The sequence below is a fragment of the Paenibacillus azoreducens genome, from assembly GCF_021654775.1.
Classification (GTDB): domain Bacteria; phylum Bacillota; class Bacilli; order Paenibacillales; family Paenibacillaceae; genus Paenibacillus_AQ; species Paenibacillus_AQ azoreducens.
In genome coordinates this window covers 3,908,616-3,930,655 of sequence record NZ_AP025343.1, presented here as the reverse complement: position 1 = coordinate 3,930,655, position 22,040 = coordinate 3,908,616, and the positions used below count along the sequence as shown (strand labels likewise).

Annotated in this window: 18 protein-coding genes and 1 pseudogene; 16 read left to right on the top strand and 3 right to left on the bottom strand. The window is 44.7% G+C overall.

Annotated elements, in window-relative coordinates:
- Positions 1 to 91 precede the first annotated feature (91 nt).
- Together L6442_RS17295 and L6442_RS17290 are read left to right on the top strand one after the other, a co-directional pair.
- Positions 92 to 787, top strand: a complete 696-nt coding sequence (locus L6442_RS17295; RefSeq protein ID WP_212981018.1) for a hypothetical protein — start codon at positions 92 to 94, stop codon at positions 785 to 787.
- A 264-nt stretch (positions 788 to 1,051) separates the two neighbouring features.
- A complete protein-coding gene (locus tag L6442_RS17290) occupies positions 1,052 to 1,621 on the top strand; it encodes a YdhK family protein (RefSeq protein WP_237099958.1) in 570 nt (189 codons plus the stop codon).
- Between the two features lie 141 nt (positions 1,622 to 1,762).
- Here L6442_RS17290 and L6442_RS17285 read toward each other — a convergent pair whose 3' ends face one another.
- Positions 1,763 to 3,172 carry an amino acid permease gene (locus tag L6442_RS17285; RefSeq protein ID WP_212981020.1) on the bottom strand — a complete coding sequence of 470 codons (1,410 nt, stop codon included), beginning with the start codon at positions 3,170 to 3,172 and terminating at the stop codon, positions 1,763 to 1,765.
- Between the two features lie 363 nt (positions 3,173 to 3,535).
- On the opposite strand from L6442_RS17285, the gene L6442_RS17280 reads away from it, so the two are divergent.
- The 3 genes from L6442_RS17280 (at position 3,536) to L6442_RS17270 (ending at position 6,004) form a co-directional block, all read left to right on the top strand.
- Positions 3,536 to 3,799 (top strand): hypothetical protein, encoded by a 264-nt coding sequence (locus L6442_RS17280; protein WP_212981021.1) that lies wholly within the window; start codon positions 3,536 to 3,538, stop codon positions 3,797 to 3,799.
- Between the two features lie 21 nt (positions 3,800 to 3,820).
- On the top strand, positions 3,821 to 4,780 hold the full coding sequence (locus L6442_RS17275; RefSeq protein WP_212981034.1) for a phosphotransferase enzyme family protein: 960 nt from the start codon (positions 3,821 to 3,823) through the stop codon (positions 4,778 to 4,780).
- 282 nt (positions 4,781 to 5,062) lie between these two features.
- The gene (locus L6442_RS17270; RefSeq protein WP_212981022.1) at positions 5,063 to 6,004 is read left to right on the top strand and encodes an LCP family glycopolymer transferase; all 942 of its coding nucleotides are present in this window, start codon (positions 5,063 to 5,065) and stop codon (positions 6,002 to 6,004) included.
- A 91-nt stretch (positions 6,005 to 6,095) separates the two neighbouring features.
- Here L6442_RS17270 and L6442_RS17265 read toward each other — a convergent pair whose 3' ends face one another.
- Positions 6,096 to 6,689 (bottom strand): restriction endonuclease, encoded by a 594-nt coding sequence (locus tag L6442_RS17265; protein WP_212981023.1) that lies wholly within the window; start codon positions 6,687 to 6,689, stop codon positions 6,096 to 6,098.
- 242 nt (positions 6,690 to 6,931) lie between these two features.
- On the opposite strand from L6442_RS17265, the pseudogene L6442_RS17260 reads away from it, so the two are divergent.
- The 8 genes and pseudogenes from L6442_RS17260 (at position 6,932) to L6442_RS17225 (ending at position 16,179) form a co-directional block, all read left to right on the top strand.
- Positions 6,932 to 7,654 (top strand): annotated as a pseudogene (locus L6442_RS17260) (response regulator).
- Complete coding sequence (locus L6442_RS17255; protein WP_212981024.1) at positions 7,654 to 8,760, top strand: sensor histidine kinase; 1,107 nt, start codon at positions 7,654 to 7,656, stop codon at positions 8,758 to 8,760. The pseudogene L6442_RS17260 and the gene L6442_RS17255 overlap by 1 nt, the downstream one beginning before the upstream one ends.
- A gap of 123 nt (positions 8,761 to 8,883) precedes the next feature.
- Positions 8,884 to 9,660, top strand: coding sequence for an ABC transporter ATP-binding protein (locus tag L6442_RS17250; RefSeq protein ID WP_212981025.1), 777 nt, complete (start codon positions 8,884 to 8,886; stop codon positions 9,658 to 9,660).
- On the top strand, positions 9,635 to 10,987 hold the full coding sequence (locus L6442_RS17245; RefSeq protein ID WP_212981026.1) for an FtsX-like permease family protein: 1,353 nt from the start codon (positions 9,635 to 9,637) through the stop codon (positions 10,985 to 10,987). Before L6442_RS17250 ends, L6442_RS17245 begins: the two co-directional genes overlap by 26 nt.
- Positions 10,987 to 12,492 (top strand): serine hydrolase domain-containing protein, encoded by a 1,506-nt coding sequence (locus L6442_RS17240; RefSeq protein ID WP_212981027.1) that lies wholly within the window; start codon positions 10,987 to 10,989, stop codon positions 12,490 to 12,492. Before L6442_RS17245 ends, L6442_RS17240 begins: the two co-directional genes overlap by 1 nt.
- A 311-nt stretch (positions 12,493 to 12,803) precedes the next feature.
- Positions 12,804 to 14,063: an APC family permease gene (locus L6442_RS17235; RefSeq protein WP_212981028.1), complete on the top strand. Its 1,260-nt coding sequence runs from the start codon at positions 12,804 to 12,806 to the stop codon at positions 14,061 to 14,063.
- Positions 14,064 to 14,237: 174 nt separating this feature from the next.
- Positions 14,238 to 15,182 (top strand): VanW family protein, encoded by a 945-nt coding sequence (locus L6442_RS17230; RefSeq protein ID WP_373871858.1) that lies wholly within the window; start codon positions 14,238 to 14,240, stop codon positions 15,180 to 15,182.
- A 232-nt stretch (positions 15,183 to 15,414) separates the two neighbouring features.
- Positions 15,415 to 16,179 (top strand): hypothetical protein, encoded by a 765-nt coding sequence (locus tag L6442_RS17225; RefSeq protein WP_212981029.1) that lies wholly within the window; start codon positions 15,415 to 15,417, stop codon positions 16,177 to 16,179.
- 448 nt (positions 16,180 to 16,627) lie between these two features.
- Here the strand turns inward: L6442_RS17225 and L6442_RS17220 are convergent, their stop codons facing one another.
- Positions 16,628 to 17,818, bottom strand: coding sequence for an IS256 family transposase (locus L6442_RS17220; RefSeq protein ID WP_237099957.1), 1,191 nt, complete (start codon positions 17,816 to 17,818; stop codon positions 16,628 to 16,630).
- Positions 17,819 to 18,162: 344 nt separating this feature from the next.
- Here L6442_RS17220 and L6442_RS17215 point away from each other — a divergent pair, with 344 nt between their 5' ends.
- The 3 genes from L6442_RS17215 (at position 18,163) to L6442_RS17205 (ending at position 21,768) form a co-directional block, all read left to right on the top strand.
- Positions 18,163 to 19,161 (top strand): hypothetical protein, encoded by a 999-nt coding sequence (locus L6442_RS17215; RefSeq protein ID WP_212981123.1) that lies wholly within the window; start codon positions 18,163 to 18,165, stop codon positions 19,159 to 19,161.
- 298 nt (positions 19,162 to 19,459) lie between these two features.
- Entirely contained in the window at positions 19,460 to 19,867 is a 408-nt protein-coding gene (locus L6442_RS17210) for a BlaI/MecI/CopY family transcriptional regulator (protein ID WP_212981122.1), read from the top strand.
- Positions 19,867 to 21,768, top strand: coding sequence for a M56 family metallopeptidase (locus tag L6442_RS17205; protein WP_212981121.1), 1,902 nt, complete (start codon positions 19,867 to 19,869; stop codon positions 21,766 to 21,768). The genes L6442_RS17210 and L6442_RS17205 overlap by 1 nt, the downstream gene beginning before the upstream one ends.
- Positions 21,769 to 22,040 lie beyond the last annotated feature (272 nt).

The window sequence follows — 22,040 nt, the reverse complement described above, 5'->3', positions numbered from 1 at the left end:
CTTCTGCGGGGATGAAAGCGGGATTTCGTATAACCCTTCCAACTTTAGCCAAAAATAATCTATAGTACTTTGGATCAATAGGAGGGTATACATGAGAATCATAACTGTTCTGTTCTTTGCGGCAATTCTCTCATCTTCCATTACAACGGTAAGTGCTGCCGGTGACTTATCGGAGCCCGAGAAAAGGGTTTTGCAGCAATTAAAAAGAGAAGCTGGGGCAACATTCGCAATACATTGGCATTCAAAGACCAATACCCCATCGCTGATTACAGGCCAGTTAACAAAACCGTCCAAATATCCACCTGAATGGATCGCCTATAAGTTCTTGAATCAAACGAAGGCGTTATATGGTTTGAGGAATCCAAAAATAAATATGCAAATAACAGAAATAAAAGAAATACCTGATAACACGGTACAAGTGCGACTTCAACATGTTCTGTATAAGACTCCTGTATGGGGAGATGAGCTAGTTATTCAAATGGATGATCAAGGGGTCATCAATCGTGTTGAAGGTAAATTAACTCCGCATTTAGAGGAAAAAACTTTTAATCGTCCGATGTATGCCGCTATTTCTAAAAAGAAAGCGATAGCTATCGCACTTGCTTCTTCGCAGGCGGGCAGTATGCAAGTTGAAGATCCCAAGGTAGACATGTACTATCATCCAACGATTGCCGGAACGCCATTAATTTATGTCGTGAGTTTGAAAAATAATGAATTTGAACATAAGTATCAAAAAATCTTGATTCATTCCCTTTCGGGACGGGTTATTGAACATCGTAATTTATGAAGTGGATTATCGCTAGCTGAATGCTTCATATATCAGACACTGATGAAATATAATGTTAAAAGAAGAAAACCGCGAATATCGCGGTTTTTTGTTGTTTAAGGAGATAAAGTTTGCTTCCGTTCAAGGTGAAGATTTTGTACCGTATGCCGATTAAACAATGCAAAAAAGGAGAGCATAAAATATCTGAATAATTTTTGGCAAAAATGTTAGAGTGTCAGGGAGTATTCCTGCCGATAACAATAAAGCTAAGGTGCGTGGATGACATTGAATCAATGGTTAGTTTTCTTGTGTATCGCTGCAACCCTCATATTAAGTGCTTGCGGCGATTCAAATAACACGGTTAAATCCGACTCAGCAAGCGAATCTTCGCGAATAGGGACGACGGGTATGCATTATTCCGATTCAAATGAAGTTCCGAAAGGTTTAAAAGCAGCTGAGGATCCGATGTACCATGTAGGAAAAGATGTTGTGATTCACGCCAAACGCGTGGAAGGTATGGATGGAGCAACAGGAACCGTGGTGGGGGCATACGATACCATTGCTTACTCGGTTACGTATATGCCTACCAATGGCGGTAAACCTGTACCTAACCATAGATGGGTCATTCAAGAAGAAATCAAGGACGCTGGCAGTGAGCCATTGAAGCAGGAAGAAATGGTTACGCTGGAAGCTGATCATATTGAAGGTATGATGGGGGCTCAGGCAATGATCGATACTGCGAAAAAAACGACAGTCTACATGGTTGACTATATTCCGACAACAGGAGGACCTCCCGTTAAAAACTGCAAATGGTTTGTGGAGAGAGAACTTTCCATAAGACATTATCGAAGATAAGCAATAAAATTGTTTTTTGCCAATATATGATCTTTCTGGACGGTGCAGCAGAAGCATTATCATACCCTGGCGGAAACAAAGCCCAAAAAGGCGACTATCTGATGATGGCCGCCTTTTTATGCATTCAACATTTGTCATTACCTATATGTTTTTGCTTTGGGCTTTCCGATACCGCAGCAGAAGCGGGTAGAACAGAATGCCGCTGACAATCAGCGCAACTCCTAGCAGGAATGTCTTGAGGTTTGCGGTACCCGCTACGATGACCCACAGCGAGTAGATGGCAGCCAGAGACGCAATGATTCCCTCGGTCACCCGCTCTTTATAGAGCGAGTAAGTTTCGCCGGTCCAGATCAGCTTGAGGTGGTATATCGATGCGACCAGGTAAGGCAGCAAATAGGCGAGTGTAGCGATGTAGATGATAAAATCAAACGCTGCCGAGATGGAACCCGAAATCGTGGAAAGCAGTAAAATCTGGCCGAAGGCATTAGAGATCCAAAGCGATATCTTGGGCATTCCCTTGCTATTTTCTTTGGCAAATGTCGGCAGGAACACACCCAGCTTGGCCGCCTGAAACGGTACTTCGCTGCTTAGTAGCACCCAGCCGATCGTGGAGCCGAGCAGACTGATTAATCCGAGGCCGGCAAGCAGTTGGCCGGCGACGGGGCCCAGTACGTTAGTGATGCCATCCACCAGAGGATTCTGGGAAGCTATCAGTTGGTTCTGCGTGAGCAGCCCCATCGTCAAGACGCTGATACCGACATAGAGTACGATGGCAATGAGCAGCCCGGCAATCGTCGCCCGGCGGATATCCTGCTTGCGGCGGGCGCGAGCAGCGAATACCATGGCGGATTCCACGCCGATGAAGGCCCACAGCGTTGCAATGGCAGCAGCATTAACCTGAGAGAGTAGACCGAGCGTCTTCCCGCTGGCATCAGTGCGTGGCGCCAGAAATGGCCCGATGTTGCTCTTTTGGAATGCAAACAGGGCAATGATGATGAAAAGAGCAAAGCCGATGACCTTGGTCGCGGTGGCGATAAAGTTTAGTCTTCCTGCGCCTTTCATACCTTTGAGGCAGATAGCGTGCGTTCCCCACAACAGTATCGAGCAGATGAGAAACGTTAGGACATTGCCGGCTTTTAACGTAAAGCTTCCGAAGTTTAACCATACTTTATTGCTGGTGAGCACCGGGAAGAACGCAGACAGGTAGCTGGCGAATGTCGTGATTACCGCCACAAAACCGGCGATATTGCCGATCCAATATCCCCAAGTGGCCATAAAACCGGCCAAAAGGGAACCATGCGAACCTTCGCGAAACAGCTCCTTGGCATAGATCTGCGGGCCTCCGCTGAGCTCGGGTTTACGGACAGCCAAGCTGCCGAAGACAAGTGCCAGCATGAGTACTCCAAGTCCAGTTGCGGCCCAGGCCAATATGACCCCGGCAGGACTTGCCGCTTCCGACAAAGACCGGGGCAGCATGAAGATTCCGGAACCGACCATATTGCCGACCACAAGTGCGGTCAGGACCCAGAACCCCAATTGATGTCTGTTCATGATGATGAACCCCTTTTGCATAATATTGAAATTTCCTGATATCTAAAGAAAAACGTCTGTTGACGTACTAAAATTACCTGACAGGTTCCTATCATACACTTTTTTATGGTAAAGCGCCAGAGCGAATTTTAGGACAATGATGATTTGCCGTTGCACCAATGGGATCAAGCTTCCATCAGGCGGGCTAATGGAAAGAGTAAACCGGATCGAACTTGTAACCTTTTCTGCATTCGTTTTACAATGGAGGGGGATTTTTCAAATGATCAATCGAACTTCCCAAAGAGAGAGATACTTTAATTTGTCTATAGTTCTCAATTTATGAAGCGGCTGGATCAAACACCCTCATTAGGAAGGATGGGCGTTATGAATCAGCAGGCGTACCCATGTTACATACTTGGTTTGATGGATGAGGGAACGGACGATGGGGAGATTGATCAAATTGTTATCCTTCCGCAGGGTGAATTGGGCAATACCGGATGCCGTACGAGCCGCTGGCGCATGAAACATTGTTTGAGCTTGGGAGTGAACATACGAATTATGATGAAGCGATTGAAATTCGAAGTGTGGCATTCTATTCAATCCCATGCGATTATTGGACTTCATAATGCAATCAAAATGTTTGTCTGAGGAGGGTTCCGAATGATGGATATAAACAGGATAAAAACGGTACTCAAAGATCATTACCACACCGGACATGTAGACGTCATACCGCAGCAGGGCGGTTGGGCCGCATTGGCATATAAAGTGTTTGATGATACGCATACTTATTTCCTGAAGGTTTATGAAAAAAGCAGAACTTCTACTTCAAAATGGACGGCCCTTATTGATCATTATTTGCCGGTTACGATTTGGCTTCTGCAAAATAGCAGCCTGAAAGATAAAATACCTGTACCGATCTTAACCAAACACGGCGAATATAAATGCGAAAGTGAAGATGCAATCTATCTTCTATATCAATATATTAATGGGGAAACCATCGGCAATCGCGATTTAAGCGAAGAGCAAGTTTGCCGACTCGCCGAAATCATGGCGGAACTTCATTCTTTCGGTGAAGAAATCCCCGTCAAAACAGAAGCTTTAATGGAGGATTTTTCTGTTCCATTTTTGCAGCAGTTGAGGAGTACTTTAGATAAGGACCAGTGTAATGACACTATGACGACTGATGTCGCGGAAATCATAGAACCCTATGCCGAACGAATCAAGTATTTGATGGATACCGTTGAACAGCTTTCTGCCCGTTTGAAAAACGGCTCTTTACGAATGGCTTTATGCCATACGGATATCCACAATTGGAATCTGATGCAGTCCGAAGGGCGGCTGATACTTATTGACTGGGAAGGGCTGAAAATAGCGCCAGTGGAAGCTGATCTGATGTTCTTGGTTGATAATCCGCACTATGACGCATTTCTAAGCACCTATCTGAAATTCCATAAAAATTATATGATCAATGACGATGCTCTTAAGTTTTATCAGGTGAGACGAAAGTTGGAAGACGTTTGGGAATTCATCGAGCAGCTTTTATTCGACAAACAAGATGAGCAAGAAAAAGCGGAAACCAAAAACCTCTTAATAAAAGAGTTAAAAGAAATTAACATCTATATAAGTTGAACTAAAGAAAATGAAAAGGAATAGGCAAAAGGGGGAAATGATTCTGGAGAAGCGGAGCGTTCGCCTTTGTGAGCGGATTTCTACCATAGATTAGGTTCAAATCATAGAAATCTGGGAGCAACAGCGATCGAAAGAACATTTCACCCGGCTGCCTCTTTCCGTTCGCAATCATTGGTTCAACTTATATAGTTTTTGAATCCCTTAATTTTTTCATAACCCTTTCTGTTTCGTAGTGAGATATGATATTGATCGCACCTACATTGAACAATAGTCGGGGGTTGTATGAAAAAATACATCATCATCGGTTCCATAGTGTTATTGTCTTTTATTCTGATCGGGGTAGGGTATTCTTATTATATTTATCATGCGATAGAAAAAACGGTAGATAAAATGCAGATCACATTCGAAGAGCCCGGACAAAATGAGCTGGTTAAAACCGAAGAAACTCAGGACGTGCTAACCTTTTTGCTGCTCGGTATCGGTGATCGGCCCCAAATCGGCGATGCCGGTCGGGCGGACAGCATTATCGTTGCATCCGTAAACCCGAAGGCAAAGAAAGTGCTGATGTTTAACATTCCGCGCGATTCGCGGGTTGAAATCGTCGGCAAAAACAAAATGGATAAAATCAATCACGCTTACGCCTATGGCGGAATCGAAATGACCAAAAAGACGGTCGAGCGTTTTTTGAATCAACCGATAGACTACGTCCTACAGACAAACATGGAAGGCTTGACGCAGCTAGTCGACGTGTTTGGGGGCATTGAAGTAAATAATGAATTTGCCTTCGATCAGATGGATCAGTACGGAAAAAAGAATCATCATTACGATAAAGGGCTTATCCAGCTTGACGGAGAGAGGGCGCTTCATTATTCCAGAATGCGCAAGTCCGACCCCAAAGGCGATTTGGGACGAAATGAGCGGCAGCGTCAGGTGTTAACGATCTTGCTGAATAAAATGGCTTCGTTATCCTCTGTTCTAAAAATGGAAGAAACCTTGAACATCATGGGGGATAATATTAAAACAAATATTACGTTTGACAAAATGAAGAGCTTTTTTCTGCAGTTCAAACGGGATTGGAAGGAGTATCAAATTCAATCGGAAGAGATCATGGGTTCCAATCAAACGATTCACGGCGTATATTACTATCATGTCCCTGACAAAGAACGAGAGCGCATCTCGGCTTTGTTAAAAGAGCATGCGGCGCTTGGCGCAATCGGCAACTGAAATATATTGAATAATCTACAAAGGACAGCATCGCTGCCGGCGATGGCTGTCCTTTGTGTGCCTTCTCCCAGGCTTTGATTGATATGGGGAGTTATGTAGCTTTTTTGACCTTGGGCTTCCAAGTCGAGTCTCGGAACTCGGCAGGCTCCTCGATAATGGCCATGGCTTCGTCGTAGTGCTTGCTTTTAAATAAATGAATGATGTCCTCAAGATCCTCCCGGTCCAGCAGCTTGACACCGTTAACGGCCGCTAAGATGCGGGCCCCTTCAGTATATCGGCCTGAAGTCAGGACTACAGCGCGTTCCGCCTCGTAATACCGCATGGAGGCATAAACCTCCTGGACGGCACCTAGCCCAACCGGATTGCTTTGTCCATAACGTTTGGCCTGCAGCACATTCCGTCTGCCGTCACGGTCTTTAAACACCAAATCGGCGCCGAAATCACGGCTGCCTGTCGTCTGATAGACTTCATCATAGCCAAGCTCATAAAACAACCGGAAGAGGTATAGTTCGAATTCCGAGCCATCTGCCATCAGATCAATATCTTTAAGGGTGATTTTGCGCGGATTGGCTTCGCAGCGGATCCGCCTTCTTCTGCTGCTGACCAAACGTACAACCAGAAGAATGAAGAGCAAAGCGAGCAGCGCGACGATCACGATGGTTGTTGTATCCATAGAAGTTGGCATTGCGGTTACCCCTCACCATTCGAATGTATGTTCCTATATCATATCAGACTCAGCGAAGATGTGGAAGACCTGGAGCATATCGTGATTGGCGAGCCAATATAAGGATAAAATCAATGTATTGATGCTCCCGGGAAAATCAGCTGCGGAGCTTCTTGCCGTCAGAAATAGCGAACTCCACCTTGGCTTGCAGCATTCTGCTATACTAATACATGGCTTACACGGAACGCTTGAGGAGGAAACATATGTACCGGATCTTTATTGTGGAGGACGATCCTAAGATTACCGCAGTGCTGAAGAGAACTTTAGAAAAATACGGGTTTCAAGCATCAGGCGTATCGGAATTTCGCGATATTATGCCTGAACTTGAAGTATATGAACCACACTTGGTTATGCTTGATATCAACTTGCCGTACTACGACGGTTATTATTGGTGCAGACAAATTCGAAAAAAATCCAACTTGCCGATCATTTTCATATCCGCAAGGGCGGGGGAGATGGATCAGGTGATGGCCATAGAAAACGGCGGCGATGATTACATCACGAAGCCGATTCATTTAGATCTATTTATCGCAAAGATAAAAAGCGTGCTAAGGCGGGTTTACGGGGATTATGCCGTGTCAACCGGACTTGCCCCGTCGCCTGAAAACGAGTTAAACATACAAGGCTTAAGGCTGAACCTTAGCCGCAACGAACTGATCTGGCAAAAACGCAAAACCCAGGTTTCGAAAAATGAACAGTTGTTAGCGGAGTGCTTCATGCAGCAGTACGGAAAAACGGTCTCGCGAGATCAGCTCCTGGGAACGTTATGGGACAATGCACAGTTTGTCGATGACAATACATTGACCGTCAATGTGGCAAGATTGTGAAAAAAGCTTGAGGAACTGGGGCTGCCAAATGCAATCGCGACAGTACGGGGGATGGGGTATAAGCTGGTTCTTGATTCTACGCAGGAGGAGACGAGCTGATGAGAGTTCCGCCCGCAGCATTGTTTCTCCGTGATCGGCTTATTTATGTGTTAGTCGCTTTCGCAATGATCGGTATCGGCATCTGTTTAATGCTGCTGGAAAATGCGCGTTATCCCGGCATGATGGATGCCAGCACGATTTATTATTTTGCGGCTGCTGCTTCGTTCTTTTTCATACTTGGACTCGTCGTGGATTATATTCGCCAACGCGAGTATTACAGACAGCTGAAAGAGAACGTGCAAAAGGATTCTGATGAAATTCTAGTTGAACCCATCATACGGGCTGCAGTAACGAAGGAGCAGCAGCTTGTCGCCAGATTGCTTGAGCAGCAAAACAGCGCTCATTTGAATAAGCTCGGCGCATATCGCCGGCAACAGGAGCTTCATAATCATTTTGTGCTGCAGTGGGTGCATCATATGAAGACGCCTTTGTCGGTAATCGATCTGCTTCTGCAAGAGACGATGAAGCAGACGCCAACTTCCGAGGTGGAGCAAAAAGAGCTTGCACTTAGCCTTACTGAGGAAGCGGATCGCATGTCGAGAGGTTTGGATATGCTCCTCCATACGGCGCGCCTCGACAAGTTCGAAATGGATCTTCATCTCGCCAAAACGCCGCTGCACGAGGTCATACGCGATGTTCTGATTGCGCATAAACGCCTTTGTATCCGTCATAACGTGATTCCGCAAATCGATGGCGAGGCGTGGACGGAAACGGATAAAAAGTGGATGACGGTCGTTCTGAATCAAATCGTCAGCAACGCGATCAAATACAGCAAGGATAAGCACGGCGTCAAACATCTTATTTTTCGCTTGGAGCAAAATGCCGACACTGGCAGCAAAGTAAGTATCACGGATGAAGGAAGCGGCATAGCGCCGCATGATCTGCCACGGATATTCGATCCTTTTTTTACGGGTGAAAATGGACGAACTGCGGGCGAATCAACGGGTATGGGGTTGTATTTAGCGAAGCAAGTGTGCAGCAGACTCGGCCATGAACTGTCCGTATCATCGGAGACCGGTGTTGGTACGACATTTACAATCGCTTTTCATTCCAATAGTTTACATCTTTTTGACACCCATACGAACAAGAACATGCGCGCTTTGTGACAACATTGTCATGTTCAAAGCGCGATTTTTGTTATGTAAATCGATGGGTTCGTTATTTATTCCCCGCTATACTAACGTTGTTACAGGCTGCAGACGAAAATGAAGGAAGGAGGAGATGGAACGATGAGTGTACTTAAAGCGCATGGGCTCAATAAGATCTATAGTTCCAAAGGAAATGTCGTAAATACGGCTTTAAATGACATTGATCTACAGGTGGAATATGGCGAATTTGTCGGCGTTATGGGTCCGTCGGGAAGCGGAAAGACGACACTGCTTAACCTGCTGGCGGCTATGGATCGTCCGACATCCGGCCATATTGAAATCAACGGTACGAATCCGAATAAACTCAGCGAGAAAAAATTGGCGTTGTTCAGAAGACGCGAGCTTGGCTTCATCTTTCAAGATTTTAACCTGCTGGATTCTTTGACCATCAAGGAAAATATTATTTTGCCGCTTGTATTGGAAGGTACGGCACCCAAGCTGATCGAGGAAAGGCTGAATCCGCTAGCCGAACGTCTGCAGATCGCCCATCTTTTACACAAGCGCACATATGAAGTGTCAGGCGGCCAAAAGCAGCGCGCGGCTATTGCCCGCGCCCTTATCAATGAACCGTCAATATTGCTCGCCGATGAACTGACTGGGAACTTGGATTCGAAGACTGCAAAAGATGTGATGGAGTCGCTAAAAGAGCTGAACGAAAGGTTGAAAGCAACGGTTTTAATGGTGACTCACGATCCATTCTCTGCAAGCTATTGCGGGCGGATCGTGTTTATTAAAGACGGCAGAATCTTCTCGGAAATTCGGCGCGGCTCGAATCGGCAAGCTTTTTTTCAACAGATATTAGACGTGCTGAGCGTGCTGGGAGGGAACTTTAATGACGCTCCGTTCGCTCGCGCTTAGCAACATTCGCGGCAATTGGCGGTCATACAGCGCGTTTTTTATGAGCTGCGTATTTTCTGTCATGATCTTTTATATGTATGCCGCTTTTGTTGCTCATCCCGACCTGACAAAAGGTTATATGATCGGAACTTCGAAGGTAAGACTCGGTATGGTGCTTTGCCAATACATTATCGTCATTTTTTCGTTTCTGTTCGTGCTTTACTCCAATTCCGCATTTTTAAAATCAAGAAGCAAGGAATTCGGTCTGCTTTATATGTTCGGAATGACCCGTATGCAGCTCCGCAAACTTATCGTGTATGAAAGCATGGTGATCGCTGTTATGGCGATAGCCGCCGGCATCGGACTGGGGATACTCTTCAGCAAACCGTTTTTTATGACGCTCGCGGTGCTTCTCGGCATGAAAGATTCCATTGCTGTTGTTGTGCCGCTGCATGCGCTATGGATGACGGCGGGAGGATTTTTGATGCTGTTCACGCTCATATCTATTGGGACGGCCATGCGAATAGGGCACACAGAAATTGTTGAATTGCTTAAAACAAAAAACAGCTCTGAAGAAGAAATCGTTTATTCGCCATGGCTTGCCTTGCTCGCGATCACTTGTCTGGCTGTCTCTTACGGCATGGCTCTCAACTTAAAAGCAGCAAACTTCCATATCCTTGCGCTAATGATTTTGCTTACAGCGATCATAGGAACTTATCTTTTATTCACGCAATTCAGCGTATTGCTGCTGCATTTAATTAAAGACAATACCAAGGTCTACTACAATCGAACGAATCTGCTCGTATTCGCCCAACTGGGTCTTAAACTCAAGAAAAATGCGCGAATGCTGTTTATTGTGTCCATTTTGAGCGCCGTGATTTTAACGGCATCCGGAACGGTATATATGTTGGGGTTGGCAGTACGGCTCAACCATATGCAGACGCAATATGAAGATGCCCAAGGCGTCATTTCATTAGTGATGTTTATCGGCCTGTTCATTAGTTTACTGTTTTTTATCGCATCCGGCAGCATGGTTTACTTCAAATTGTTTGCGGAATTGCAGGAGGATCAGACCCAATATAAGGCACTATACCGAATCGGCATGACACAAGCCGAGCTGCGGAGAATCATTTTTAGACAGATCGGCATTTTTTTCTTTGCGCCCTGCCTTGTCGGGATCGTGCATGCGCTCATCGCGCTGAAAGCCTTGAATAATCTGCTTATGGTGTCCAACTGGATCTATTCTTTTGTCGTCATCGGCATTTATCTGGCCATGCAAACGATTTACTATCTTCTGGCCTGCAGCAGCTACATGAAAAGCATAAATTTAACCAAGGGGAATAGGTAATGAAATCATCTGTAAAAATAGGGCTGTTAATGTGTGCAATGATTTTGGTTGTTAGCGGTTTTACACCGAATATGGCTGGCGCCAGCTCAAGTGAAAAAATTCAGAAGATCGAACAATATGTCGAAAAGCAAAAAAACATAAGCAAAATACCCGGATTATCATTGGTTGTTGTCGAGAAGGGGGAAACCGTTTATGAAAAAAGCTTCGGATACGCTGATCTTAAGGCGAAAACGCCCGTAACATCAAAGACATTATTTGAAATCGGATCGACAACAAAAGCTTTTACGGGTTTAGCCATCTTGCAATTGGAAAAGGAAGGGTTGTTAAAACGGACGGATGACGTTCGAAAATATATTCCATGGTTGGAGTTGAAATATAACGGCGAGCCGCAATCCATTACGATCGATCAACTGCTTCATCATACCAGCGGGATCCCCTCGAATTCGATAACTCAAATTCCTGAAAGCAATGCGGATCATGCGCTTGAGCTGACTGTAAGAACATTGCTGAACCAACAGTTGGACCGAAAGCCAGGCAGCTCTTTTGAATACGCAACAATCAATTACGATGTATTGGGACTTGTTATCGAGGTTGCATCGAAGCAGCCTTATGATATGTATATGAAACAGCAGGTTTTAGAGCGGATCGGGATGAACGACTCATTTGTTGGGCTGCATCAACTAGGGTCTAATGAAATGGCATCCGGCCATAAAATCGGTTTTATGGAAGCGCAGGCATATACGCCGCCCATTTATCGAGGGAATATACCCGCTGGTTATATTGTCAGCAATACGAATGATATAGCAAAATGGATGAAACTCCAATTAGGAAACGATCCGGGAAGTGCCATTGATCAAAAGCTCATTGAAGAATCGCACATTCCCGATCTGTCGGTAGAACCTTTCGATAAGGATACTTATTATGCCGACGGCTGGGGAATCATGAAAAAACACGAAAAACAATATATTTTTCATGCCGGTGAGAATCCGTCATTTACTTCGTATTTCATCATGCAGCCTGATGAACAACTGGGCGTAGCTATTCTTTCCAATATGGATACGAGCTTTACGACAGCCATAGGTCAAGGCGTGATGGATCTATGGGAGGGAAGGGACGCCGCAACGAACATTTCTGATAAATATCAGAAGATAGATCGAATCGTGAGCATCCTATGTATCGCGGTCATCTTTTTCGGTGCAATATTTATCCTGTTATCGATAAGGGTCATTAAGAAACTTGCCGGAAAACAACGCGTTGGGACAAAGTTAAATGTAAAAAGAGCTTTGCTATTGTCCATTCATACGTTAATTGCAGCTGCAGCTTTGGCACTTACGATCATGTTCCCGAAAATATTATTTCAAGGGGTGCCTTGGACATTTATTAAAGTATGGGGCCCAATGACGATCTCCGTATTTCCTTATAGTGTCATAGCGGTAAGCATCATTTATTATGTATTTGGACTATTGCTTATTTTCACCAAAAAGATAAAAGTGAATTCAAAATAAAGCAGTGCCCGTCTTTTCCTGCTCTTCGTTAGACTTCCAAGATCAATGGAAAACTTATCTTCGAAGCCAACTAAATTTGGAAAATCGAAAATGATTAGAATTTAATACATGACTTAGTACCAGGCATCCCCTTAAGCGGGGTGTCTTTTTTTGAGCGCTTTTGGCGCATTCCTATTTATCACTTTTAAAATCTTGCTTTTTTATTCCAAAAAACCTTCCGTCATCTTCATAAACTAGTTATACTATCAAACATATTGTGAAAATGAGATCACGGGTTCACAAGAAAATACTTCAAAGAAGAGAGGCTTTGTATGCATTCATCACGATCCATCACATTTAGCCAGGGCGTCGCTTTGTATATGGGGGCGGTTCTTGGCTCGGGTATTCTGATTCTCCCTGGGTATACGGCCAATATTGCCGGGCCTTCATCCATTGTGTCGTGGGTCATTTTATCCTTATTAAGCATTCCGTTGGCTTACACTTTTGCGAGACTGGCTTTAAAATACAAAGATTTTGGCGGAATCTCGACGATCGTTCAGAAGGCTTTTGGTTATAAGTGGAGCGCAATCGTCGGATGGTTCTTTTTTGCTTGGGTGGCTACCGGGCAAGCCGTCGTAGGAATGACAGGGGCGGGGTATATTGTTCATATATTTCAGCTGTCAGATATTTATCTGTATTTGCTGGGTTTCTTTTTTCTCTGTGCGACCTTCATCATCAATATAAGAGGTATAAAAACAAGCGGGTTATTTTCCCTTTGGTTAAGTGGCGGAGTGTTGCTCCTCCTCATCGTAACGATTATCTTTGCATTACCTGAAATAGACCGTAATCATTTTTCACCGTTCGCTCCTAATGGGTTGACTGGAATCGGACAATCCTGCGTATTGATTTTTTGGGCGTTTTTTGGTTGGGAAACGATTACGCATCTTGTTCCGGAATTCAAAAACCCTGAGCGTGATGTGATGCGCAGTACCTGGGTAAGCGTAATTCTAATCGGCTTGGTCTATACGCTTTTATCGATCGTTACAGTGGGTACCCATACATATGGAAATAATACCGGAGATGCGGCTCCCCTTGCCGTTCTGATGAATAAGACCTTAGGTTTGAATGCCGGTGCGGCTACAGCCATTGTTTCCTGTGTCGTTTGCTTGGGGACGCTGAATGTTTTTCTTGCCAGCTCCTCTCGGTTGGGATATGCACTGGCCAAGGAAGGGAAATTTCCGCAGTGGTTTCATAAAATGAGTCGTCGCCATGTCCCATACCGGGCAGCGTTTTTTCTGTTTCTCTCTAACTCTTTAACGATTTTGGCAAGCTATGTCTTCAAAATTCCTGTGGATGAACTCATTCTTATTCCTACTACCTTAGGCGTTTTTGTATATATTATCGCTTCCATGGCCTGTCTAAAGCTTTTATGGAATGACCGCATCGGGAGAATCTCCGCTTTACTTTCGGTATGCTGCTGTGTTGTGATTGCGCCGTTTGCTTTTTCTTATCTTATCGTGCCAGTTATTATTTCCGTTGCGTGCTTGCTTTTTCTGAGACTAAAACCGCATCGGACAAAGTCTGATGTTTAAATAGAGCCTGAGGGTACAAGTAAGCAGTTGAATACAATTATCTCATACTTGAATGAACTTACAGAAATGGAATCATAATAGCAGGAGGAACAGTAGACCGAAAGAGCTCAGGCTCAAAACTAAAGTGCATGGTTCAAAAGTCAAAAGATGATCTTAATGAAAGAGTGATGATGCTTGAAGTGGACATCCATGGCCTATCTCCTGCTAATACTTTTGCAAAACCAAGATGGCGAAAAGGCTATAAATGATAACCTGACCATCACCCAAGAGGGGAAAACCGTTTCCACGATCAGCCGGAATGCCCATACTTTTCCCGTGTTTCCTTTGCTGGATATGGACAAGTATAACAAGTGGGTTAACGAATTAGACCGGAAAACATTCAGGGAACCAGCCAATGCCCGCTTTGACGATAATGGACTAATTGTGTCCGGGCAGAATGGATCCAGGCTTAAACGTAGAGAGTTCTTGAAACGATATTATGAATATCTCTACAGCAGTGGCCCGGCTTCGGTCGAAGTTCCTACGTATCCGGTATATCCCAAGGTGGATGCGGAGCTTCTTGCATCGCTGCGATCCAAACAGATCGGCTATTATGTGACTTATTTTAACTCCAACAACAGGGACCGTTCTCATAATATTGCTTTGGCGGCCAAAGCGATCGATAGTGCGGTCATTTTTCCGGGAGAAACCTTTTCCTTTAACCAGGTGGTCGGAATCCGCACGACCGGGAAAGGATACAGAAGGGCGGGAGTCATCGTGCGGGGCGAATTATCCGAAGGCGTAGGCGGGGGCATCTGTCAGGTATCTTCCACATTATTTAACGCGGTCGATCGGGCTGGGCTAAACATTGTAAAGCGGTATTCCCACAGCCGCCATGTGCCATATGTTCCGCCGGGCCGTGATGCAACCGTAAGCTGGGGCGGTCCGGATTTTGTGTTTAGGAATGCCTACAACCAGCCGGTTATGATCCGGGCATTTGCTGGTGAAGGAAGCATGGCGGTGTCCGTTTTTTCCTCTGATGTGATCGAATTTTCCCCTAGAAGGGTACCGAGCACGTCCAATCGGCTTCCGGAAGAAATCAATGACCCTTCTCCCAAACCTGCTAACGGTAAAAAGTAAACTGCGGTTTAGATGTCTCGGAATTTTCAATATTTGATTTTCAGAAGCTCCCGGGAACAAAATATAGACGAACCAGCTCATTTCGATATATTGCTTGAGGTCGATTTTTGGATTTTTGCAAAATTCGCATCTACGAAGATCTCCTGTTTCTCTTCATTGAGGAAAATGATGTCACAAAATAACTTGTTGACCTTGTTATATAAGTGAACACACTCAGAGAGGAGAAATAACAATGAACACAGGAATGAAAATCACGATCGCTGCGCTGAGCAGTATGCTGCTGCTGGGAGGCTCGGCAAATTTCGTAGCGGGGGCAGCACCGGCGGCGCCTGCCAAAACAGCGGAGCAGCAAACCAAAGCCGCGAATAAAGCGGACCAGTTAGAAAAAGAGGAAATAGCCCGTATTAACAAATTGCTGGAACAAAATCCGGATGATTCGTATATGGTTTTTGTCAGCAATGAATTAACGAAGAAAAAAGGCCTTGAAACTTTTTCGATGGGGAATATTATGCCTGAGTTCAATACCTACGAGGACTATCTGAAAAAGGCATCAACCCTGGAAGGTACGGTGCTCCAGCAGCCAACCGGCCTTCCGGAAGGATACAGCTTTTCAATAGGGAAAATAATGGGACCTTACAGCAGCGCGTTTACCGAAGAAATGAGAGCCGAAGCCAAAAAGCTGGGCAAACAGATTTATTCGAAAAAGGTAAATTGGAAGCATGCTCAGTACATTAATCTGGAATATAAAAACGGGAATGATTCGATTATTTTTGGTTATCACAGATTAGATGAGAAGGAAAACCAAGAACAGAAGGGTTACAGCTATCAAACCGCTGAAGAATTCCTCAAGAAATATCCGAAGTTCGACAAAAACGAGGTCAAAAACACGCTTGTCTGGTTTGAAAAAGGGAAGCAATTTACGATCAAAACCAATCCAGGGAATCCGTTGACGAAAGAAGATCTCATCAAGCTGGCCGAAACCATGGTTAAAAAATAAATCTGCTCTAAAGTAAAAAGCCCGATTTTCCGGAAAAGCCCGATTTTCGGGCTTTTTTTCTGTTTTTGCGCTGTACGTCCAGTAAAATTCATTTATAAATGCTCACCGGTGATAAATAGCGTTTTAGTCGTGACACGTATTACGTGCTATTGGCCTCTACACTTCCTTAAATAAGGCGATTTGCCGTTCAAACTGGAGATTGAGATTGGTTACTCTATCTGGAAATTGATGCGAAAGTGCATCTATTTGCGGCATAACGGCCTCTCTTAGATGAAAAGCTTGCAAAAGTGCAGGCTTTTTCCTTTTTCTGAGGGGAATTTGGTAGCGTCAAGAAGTTTGTGTAAGCACACAGCAGGTAAACTTAGGAAACGACAACACCAACGTAGTTGAATGATTTTTTTGTGGTGGTGAGAGGACATAGCCCAAGCGAAGGCGCGGGAGCTTGGTTTTAGGATTCATCTTCCATGGACGAAGGATACCGCTCCTCAAAAAGACTCCGCAGTTCCTGTTTCGTGTCCGGGACACCAAAGCCTGGGATAATACGGTCCGCGTAACGCTGGTTGTACTCCACTACATCCAGGTACACAATCTTCTCTACAGCGTCTAGATTGGTTAAGCTGTTCATTGGCTTCAGACGCTTCCGGATTTCTTTGTTCATCCGTTCGATGGGATTAGAAGTGTAAATGGCTTTTCGAATGGCGACAGGATACTTGTAGAAGGTTAACAGCGTAGGCAGATTATTCTCCCACGACTCGATCTCCCTTGGGTATTTCTTGCCCCATCTGGCTTTGAGTGTATCAAAGGCGGCCATAGCCAGATCGTGGTCAAGGGCGTTATAGACAGTCTTCAAGTCGTCGAGAAATGCCGTCTTGTCTTGTACACGGATTTTTGGAAACGTCGACCGCACCTTATGAACCACACAATGCTGCACGTCGGCCTGAGGATAGGTTTCACGGAAGGCATCGTCCAGTCCAGGAAGGCCGTCAAATACACCAAGCAGCACTTCCTGGGCACCGCGTCGGTACAAGTCTTTCAAGACATCACGCCATCCATTCGAACTCTCATGTCCGCCTACGTAAAACCCGAGGATCTGGCGGCGACCTTCGTCGTCAATTCCCATGGCAAAGTAAACGACCTCGCCGCTTACCGTACTACGCTTGAGCTTCACATACAGGCCATCCAAGTAGATGACAGAGTACCGCTTGTTCAATTTTCGCTGATGCCAATTCTCGATATCCTCCAAGACTGTAGCGGTGATGTTGCTGACTGTTGTCGGCGAATAGTGGCTGCCGAACATGCTTTCAATGAAACGGGCGACATCTCGGGTACCCATGCCGCTTTTGTACATCTGAATCACGGCTTCTTCCAGCCAACCGTCCCGTCTTTGGTAGGGCTCAAACACATGCGTTTGAAAATCACCGTTACGATCTCGGGGCACTTGCAGGTCTTCTAGGTTTCCGTACTTCGTGTGCAGATTACGCTTGTAGTAACCATTGCGACTATTGCGGATCCCTTCTTGTTCATTCTCCATGAACTGTTGGATTTCCGCTCGCATGATGGTTTCCAGATTCTCTTTTACAAATTGAGTGACAAGATTTTCAAATAGATTGTTGAGTATGTTTTCGGGTATCATATTCATTGAGTAGGGTTCCTTTCTTGGTGACTTTCGCAATCCCGAGAATACCCTACTTTTTTATGTTTTGGATAGACTCCAAATCATGGTACACAACTTATTTTACGCCGCCGGGAATTTGGCGATTCATGGCAAAAGGATGCATAATCGCAACAATTTTGCTCTTTACCCCATTTAACTCCTGAAAGGACGCATAATCGCAACAATTTCACCTTAGTACGCTCCAAAATGTAGGATGACTCCTGAAACTGTTTTTGAAATAAAGGTGTTGACATTAAACGACTACAAATGTAGTATATAAACACGAACTACAAATGTAGTATTAAAAAGTACATAGAGGAGCAAATAACATGAATGTAAAAAAAGCAATCCTAGCGTCTATGATCGTGTCCGGTATGTTGGTTGCTGTGGCAGGACCCATTCCTGCAGGAGCCGAGGCTGCGCAAGAGCAGAAGCAAACGGATAACAAGAAAGTTCAAATCGACAACAAGCTGGCCGCCAAGCTGCAAAAAGCAATCAAACAATATGCGGGGAAAGAGATCAAGCTGAAAAATGTCGGCGAGAAGATAGAATCCTCTCCAGATGGTGCAAAGGTTGAATCCGTAGACGGAAAATACGCTATCCTCTTTAATGTTGGAAGTGGTGGAATATGGGGAATTGAAGAAATTGTCACAATCGATAAAATCAGTAAAGAGGATCAGGAGAAAGTCCTGAAAGTGTTGAAAGGAGCATATGCAAATAAAACATATAACTTTAATAAAGAAGTAATTATGCATCGAGGTTATGATGGTGATAAAGAAAAGCTAGGTGTGACTTTGTCGTATAAGTTGACAGGGAAAGACTTTGAGGTATATTTCTTCAAAGAGAATACTCCTAAAATGCCAAAAGATGAGGTTAGTGCATTTGAAATAAGGTTCACCAAGGAAGAGCTCGATCCGAAGCTCCTGGAAACGGCAACAAAAGCGGTAAAAACGGCATTCAATCATGATTTGGAAGTTACAGCCGCTAATCTAAACCGCTTTACATGGACACTTAAGGATAAGGACGTATCGCTTCAAATGGAGAACGGAAAGGTCACTAACATATTACATAAAACGCGGAAAGCGGTAACGACTAACAAAGAAATTACGGAAAATGTGGCTAAAGAAGTGGTTGCTCCGCTTGCCAAGGAATTATTCAATATGGACATTGCGGGATTGGAAGTGAAGTGGGACAGCACATATAAAAATTACTACTTCCTTAAAGGCAAACAAATAGAATTGAGAGTAGCACTGGACGCTGATAAGAACGTAGTGTTCATAACGTCAGGTGTCAGTGCGTTATATGGAACACCGATAGGAAGGTTGTAGTGTTCTTAACAGCAGGTATTGGAGCGTTATATGGATTCTAAATAGAGCGGGTTTAAAAATAAAAGAGTTATTGAATTGCATAAGGCAATTTGATAACTCTTTTAAATTGAATCCCAATACGACATTTCGCTTGTCGCTCGGAAAACATGAATCTTTAGATCCAGCAATTGGCCCTATGCTTGCATGTAAACCAAACGGGATGATTTCTCCACAACCAGGTTGACATTGCTATACCACAAATGTAGCATAGATATAACTACATATGTGGTTCGCGATATTGACTTTGGAGGTTTCATGCATGAATCAAAAAGCACAGATTACGGAGGCAGAGCTGGAAATTATGCGTGTATTGTGGGAAAATCCGAATTGCCCTTCAAGTAAGGTCGTAAAACAAATGACTGATAAAATGGGCTGGAGTCCGAATACGACGCGAACGCTGCTGAACAGATTGGTCCAGAAGGAGGCAGCGGGGGCCAAGCTGGAAGATGGGTCGAAGCGCACCCAGCTTTTTTATCCCCTCATCAGCGAGCAGGAGTATTTGCGGTCGGAAACCAAATCCTTTATGAAAAAACTGTACGGCGGATCATTAAAGCCTATGCTTGCTAATTTTTTAGAGGATAAAAAGCTGAATGCGCAGGAAATCGAGGATTTGAAGGCTTTATTCGATGAAAACAGCGGTGTCGGCAAAGAAAAGGGAGAGCCTTGATGAGTCCTGCACCATATGCAAGCATAATATTGTTTTTTGACTGGGTGATCCGAAGCTCGCTCATGGCCGGCATACTGGTTGTCCTAGTCCTGATTCTGCAATTTCTGCTAAGAAACAAGCTCGAAGCCAGATGGAAATACTTACTGTGGCTGCCCGTGGCGATCCGTTTGCTGCTTCCATGGGCACCGGAATCTTCGCTCAGTTTGTACAATGTTTTATCTCTTGAAGCTATAACGCCTGGCATTCATGAGCAAAACCAAAGTCCGACAATTAAGAAGGAAGCGGAAAGATTTAGCGTGGCGCCGGTTCTTTCGGAGCGGTCTTTAACCCTAGAAACAAACAGGATTGAGGAAGAATCGGCCCTGAATCATGAGGCGGAGACCGTACAAGAAAGCCGCTTCTGGTGGAGCGGGTTCAAGCAAATAGGCTTCTTCAATTTCTGCATGCTGGTTTGGCTTGCGGGCGTACTTTTTCTTACTGTGAAAACGGTGTATGACCAGCTTCGTTTGAAACAAGCCCTGCGTGAGGGTCGCACTATTGAAACACCCCTGTTATCTTCATTATTTCATGAGGAGAAGCAGCGTTTAGGCGTAAAGCGCAAAGTGCGGTTTGTAGCCAGTGAGCGCATTCCCGGACCTTCCGTGGTCGGTTTTAATAAGCCTGTGATCGTTATTTCACCAAGTCTGCTCGGCACATTGCAAAAGGATCAGCTTCAATATATTCTGGCACATGAGTTTGCCCATATCCGGCGCTGGGATGTGGCAGTGAATTGGGTGATGCACATCATTCTGATTCTCCATTGGTTTAATCCGTTATTATGGCTTGCCGTACATAAAGCAAGAGAGGGCCAGGAGATGGCCTGCGACGCATGTGCGCTAGACCGGCTGAGTCCGCAGCAAAGCAGCGCCTACGGGCAAACGATCATCCATGTGCTGGAGTATTTTTCAAGCAACCATCATCAACCGGGGCTTGTTGGATTATCCGCCACACATAAACAAATGAAAAAGAGATTGCTGATGATCAAACATTTTCATAACAAATCCTATCACTTGTCCATTCTGGGAATGACAGTTATTCTCGCACTCGGCAGCGTCACACTGGTTAATGCGAAGGGAAGCGATGCCGGGCAGGCGTTACAAACAGCTTCGGATCAAACGGATCTGGAGTCGCAAGTAGCGCTGAGTCATGGATCGGATCAGGGGAGTTCCGGGGAAATCCAGGTTTCTTCGGAATACCTTGCGGCACAGCAGCAATCCTATGAGGAAGTAAGGCCAAAAGCTATAAAAGAAAGAGACGAACTAATCAAAACTGTACCTGCAGAGGATAAAAAGTTTATTGAAGATGAGATCAATAGAGTGAGGGAACTAACCGAAAAGTCAGGTGACACGTATGTCATGTATCATAAATATGCAAAGTTGAACAGAGACGGACACGATCTTAGCTTTTCGGGAATTGCAAATCATTACTCAACATATGAGGACTACTTCAAAAAAGCTTCTGCTTTAAATGGCTCCATTTTGCAGCAGCCTGCCAACTTGCCCGAGGGCTATCGGTTTTCCAAAGCGACCATTAAAGGTCCACTCGGAGGGGAATTCTATGATGATTTGAGAGCCGAAGGTAAAAAGAGCGGGGAACTGGTGTACACCAAAAAGTTTGATTGGAATGAGGCAGGACTCATCTTGCTTGAGTATACAAATGGAAAAGAAACGTTAATGCTATCGCAATATAAAATTTCGGATGGAGAAAGAATTGGAATGGAAGGCCTCGAATACGAAAGTTCGCGTTATGGAAAACGTGTATTTGGGTCTGATGGGAAGCAATATAAATACTCTGTTTATACCAAATCGGATATAACAAAGGAACAGTTGATCGAAATTCTAAAAGCAGCGGTGAAAAAATAAAATATTAAGTTCGTCATAAGTTTTGACAGACCCATGCCGTCCTGAATATAAGATGGCATGGGTTCTTTTGTTGAACCTGATTACTCAAAAGTGCCGCGATCAGCTAACCAAAGACGAGCTGGAAGTGCAACCATTTGTATTTTGGGGTCAATGTCTGCCACGTTTGAAAGAAGCACATTCTGCTATCGAATTAAGGCGTGCGATTGGCCGCTCAATTTGGAAATTGATGCGAAAGTGCATCTATTTACGACAAAACGGCAACAATTCCGCGT

Coding starts and splice junctions, on each gene's coding strand:
- L6442_RS17250 (WP_212981025.1), top strand. CDS start 8,884: ATGAGTGTACTTAAAGCGCATGGGCTCAATAAGATCTATAGTTCCAAA.
- L6442_RS17225 (WP_212981029.1), top strand. CDS start 15,415: ATGAACACAGGAATGAAAATCACGATCGCTGCGCTGAGCAGTATGCTG.
- L6442_RS17220 (WP_237099957.1), bottom strand. CDS start 17,818: ATGAATATGATACCCGAAAACATACTCAACAATCTATTTGAAAATCTT.
- L6442_RS17205 (WP_212981121.1), top strand. CDS start 19,867: ATGAGTCCTGCACCATATGCAAGCATAATATTGTTTTTTGACTGGGTG.
- L6442_RS17280 (WP_212981021.1), top strand. CDS start 3,536: ATGAATCAGCAGGCGTACCCATGTTACATACTTGGTTTGATGGATGAG.
- L6442_RS17245 (WP_212981026.1), top strand. CDS start 9,635: ATGACGCTCCGTTCGCTCGCGCTTAGCAACATTCGCGGCAATTGGCGG.
- L6442_RS17210 (WP_212981122.1), top strand. CDS start 19,460: ATGAATCAAAAAGCACAGATTACGGAGGCAGAGCTGGAAATTATGCGT.
- L6442_RS17215 (WP_212981123.1), top strand. CDS start 18,163: ATGAATGTAAAAAAAGCAATCCTAGCGTCTATGATCGTGTCCGGTATG.
- L6442_RS17270 (WP_212981022.1), top strand. CDS start 5,063: ATGAAAAAATACATCATCATCGGTTCCATAGTGTTATTGTCTTTTATT.
- L6442_RS17235 (WP_212981028.1), top strand. CDS start 12,804: ATGCATTCATCACGATCCATCACATTTAGCCAGGGCGTCGCTTTGTAT.
- L6442_RS17240 (WP_212981027.1), top strand. CDS start 10,987: ATGAAATCATCTGTAAAAATAGGGCTGTTAATGTGTGCAATGATTTTG.
- L6442_RS17265 (WP_212981023.1), bottom strand. CDS start 6,689: ATGCCAACTTCTATGGATACAACAACCATCGTGATCGTCGCGCTGCTC.
- L6442_RS17295 (WP_212981018.1), top strand. CDS start 92: ATGAGAATCATAACTGTTCTGTTCTTTGCGGCAATTCTCTCATCTTCC.
- L6442_RS17285 (WP_212981020.1), bottom strand. CDS start 3,172: ATGAACAGACATCAATTGGGGTTCTGGGTCCTGACCGCACTTGTGGTC.
- L6442_RS17255 (WP_212981024.1), top strand. CDS start 7,654: ATGAGAGTTCCGCCCGCAGCATTGTTTCTCCGTGATCGGCTTATTTAT.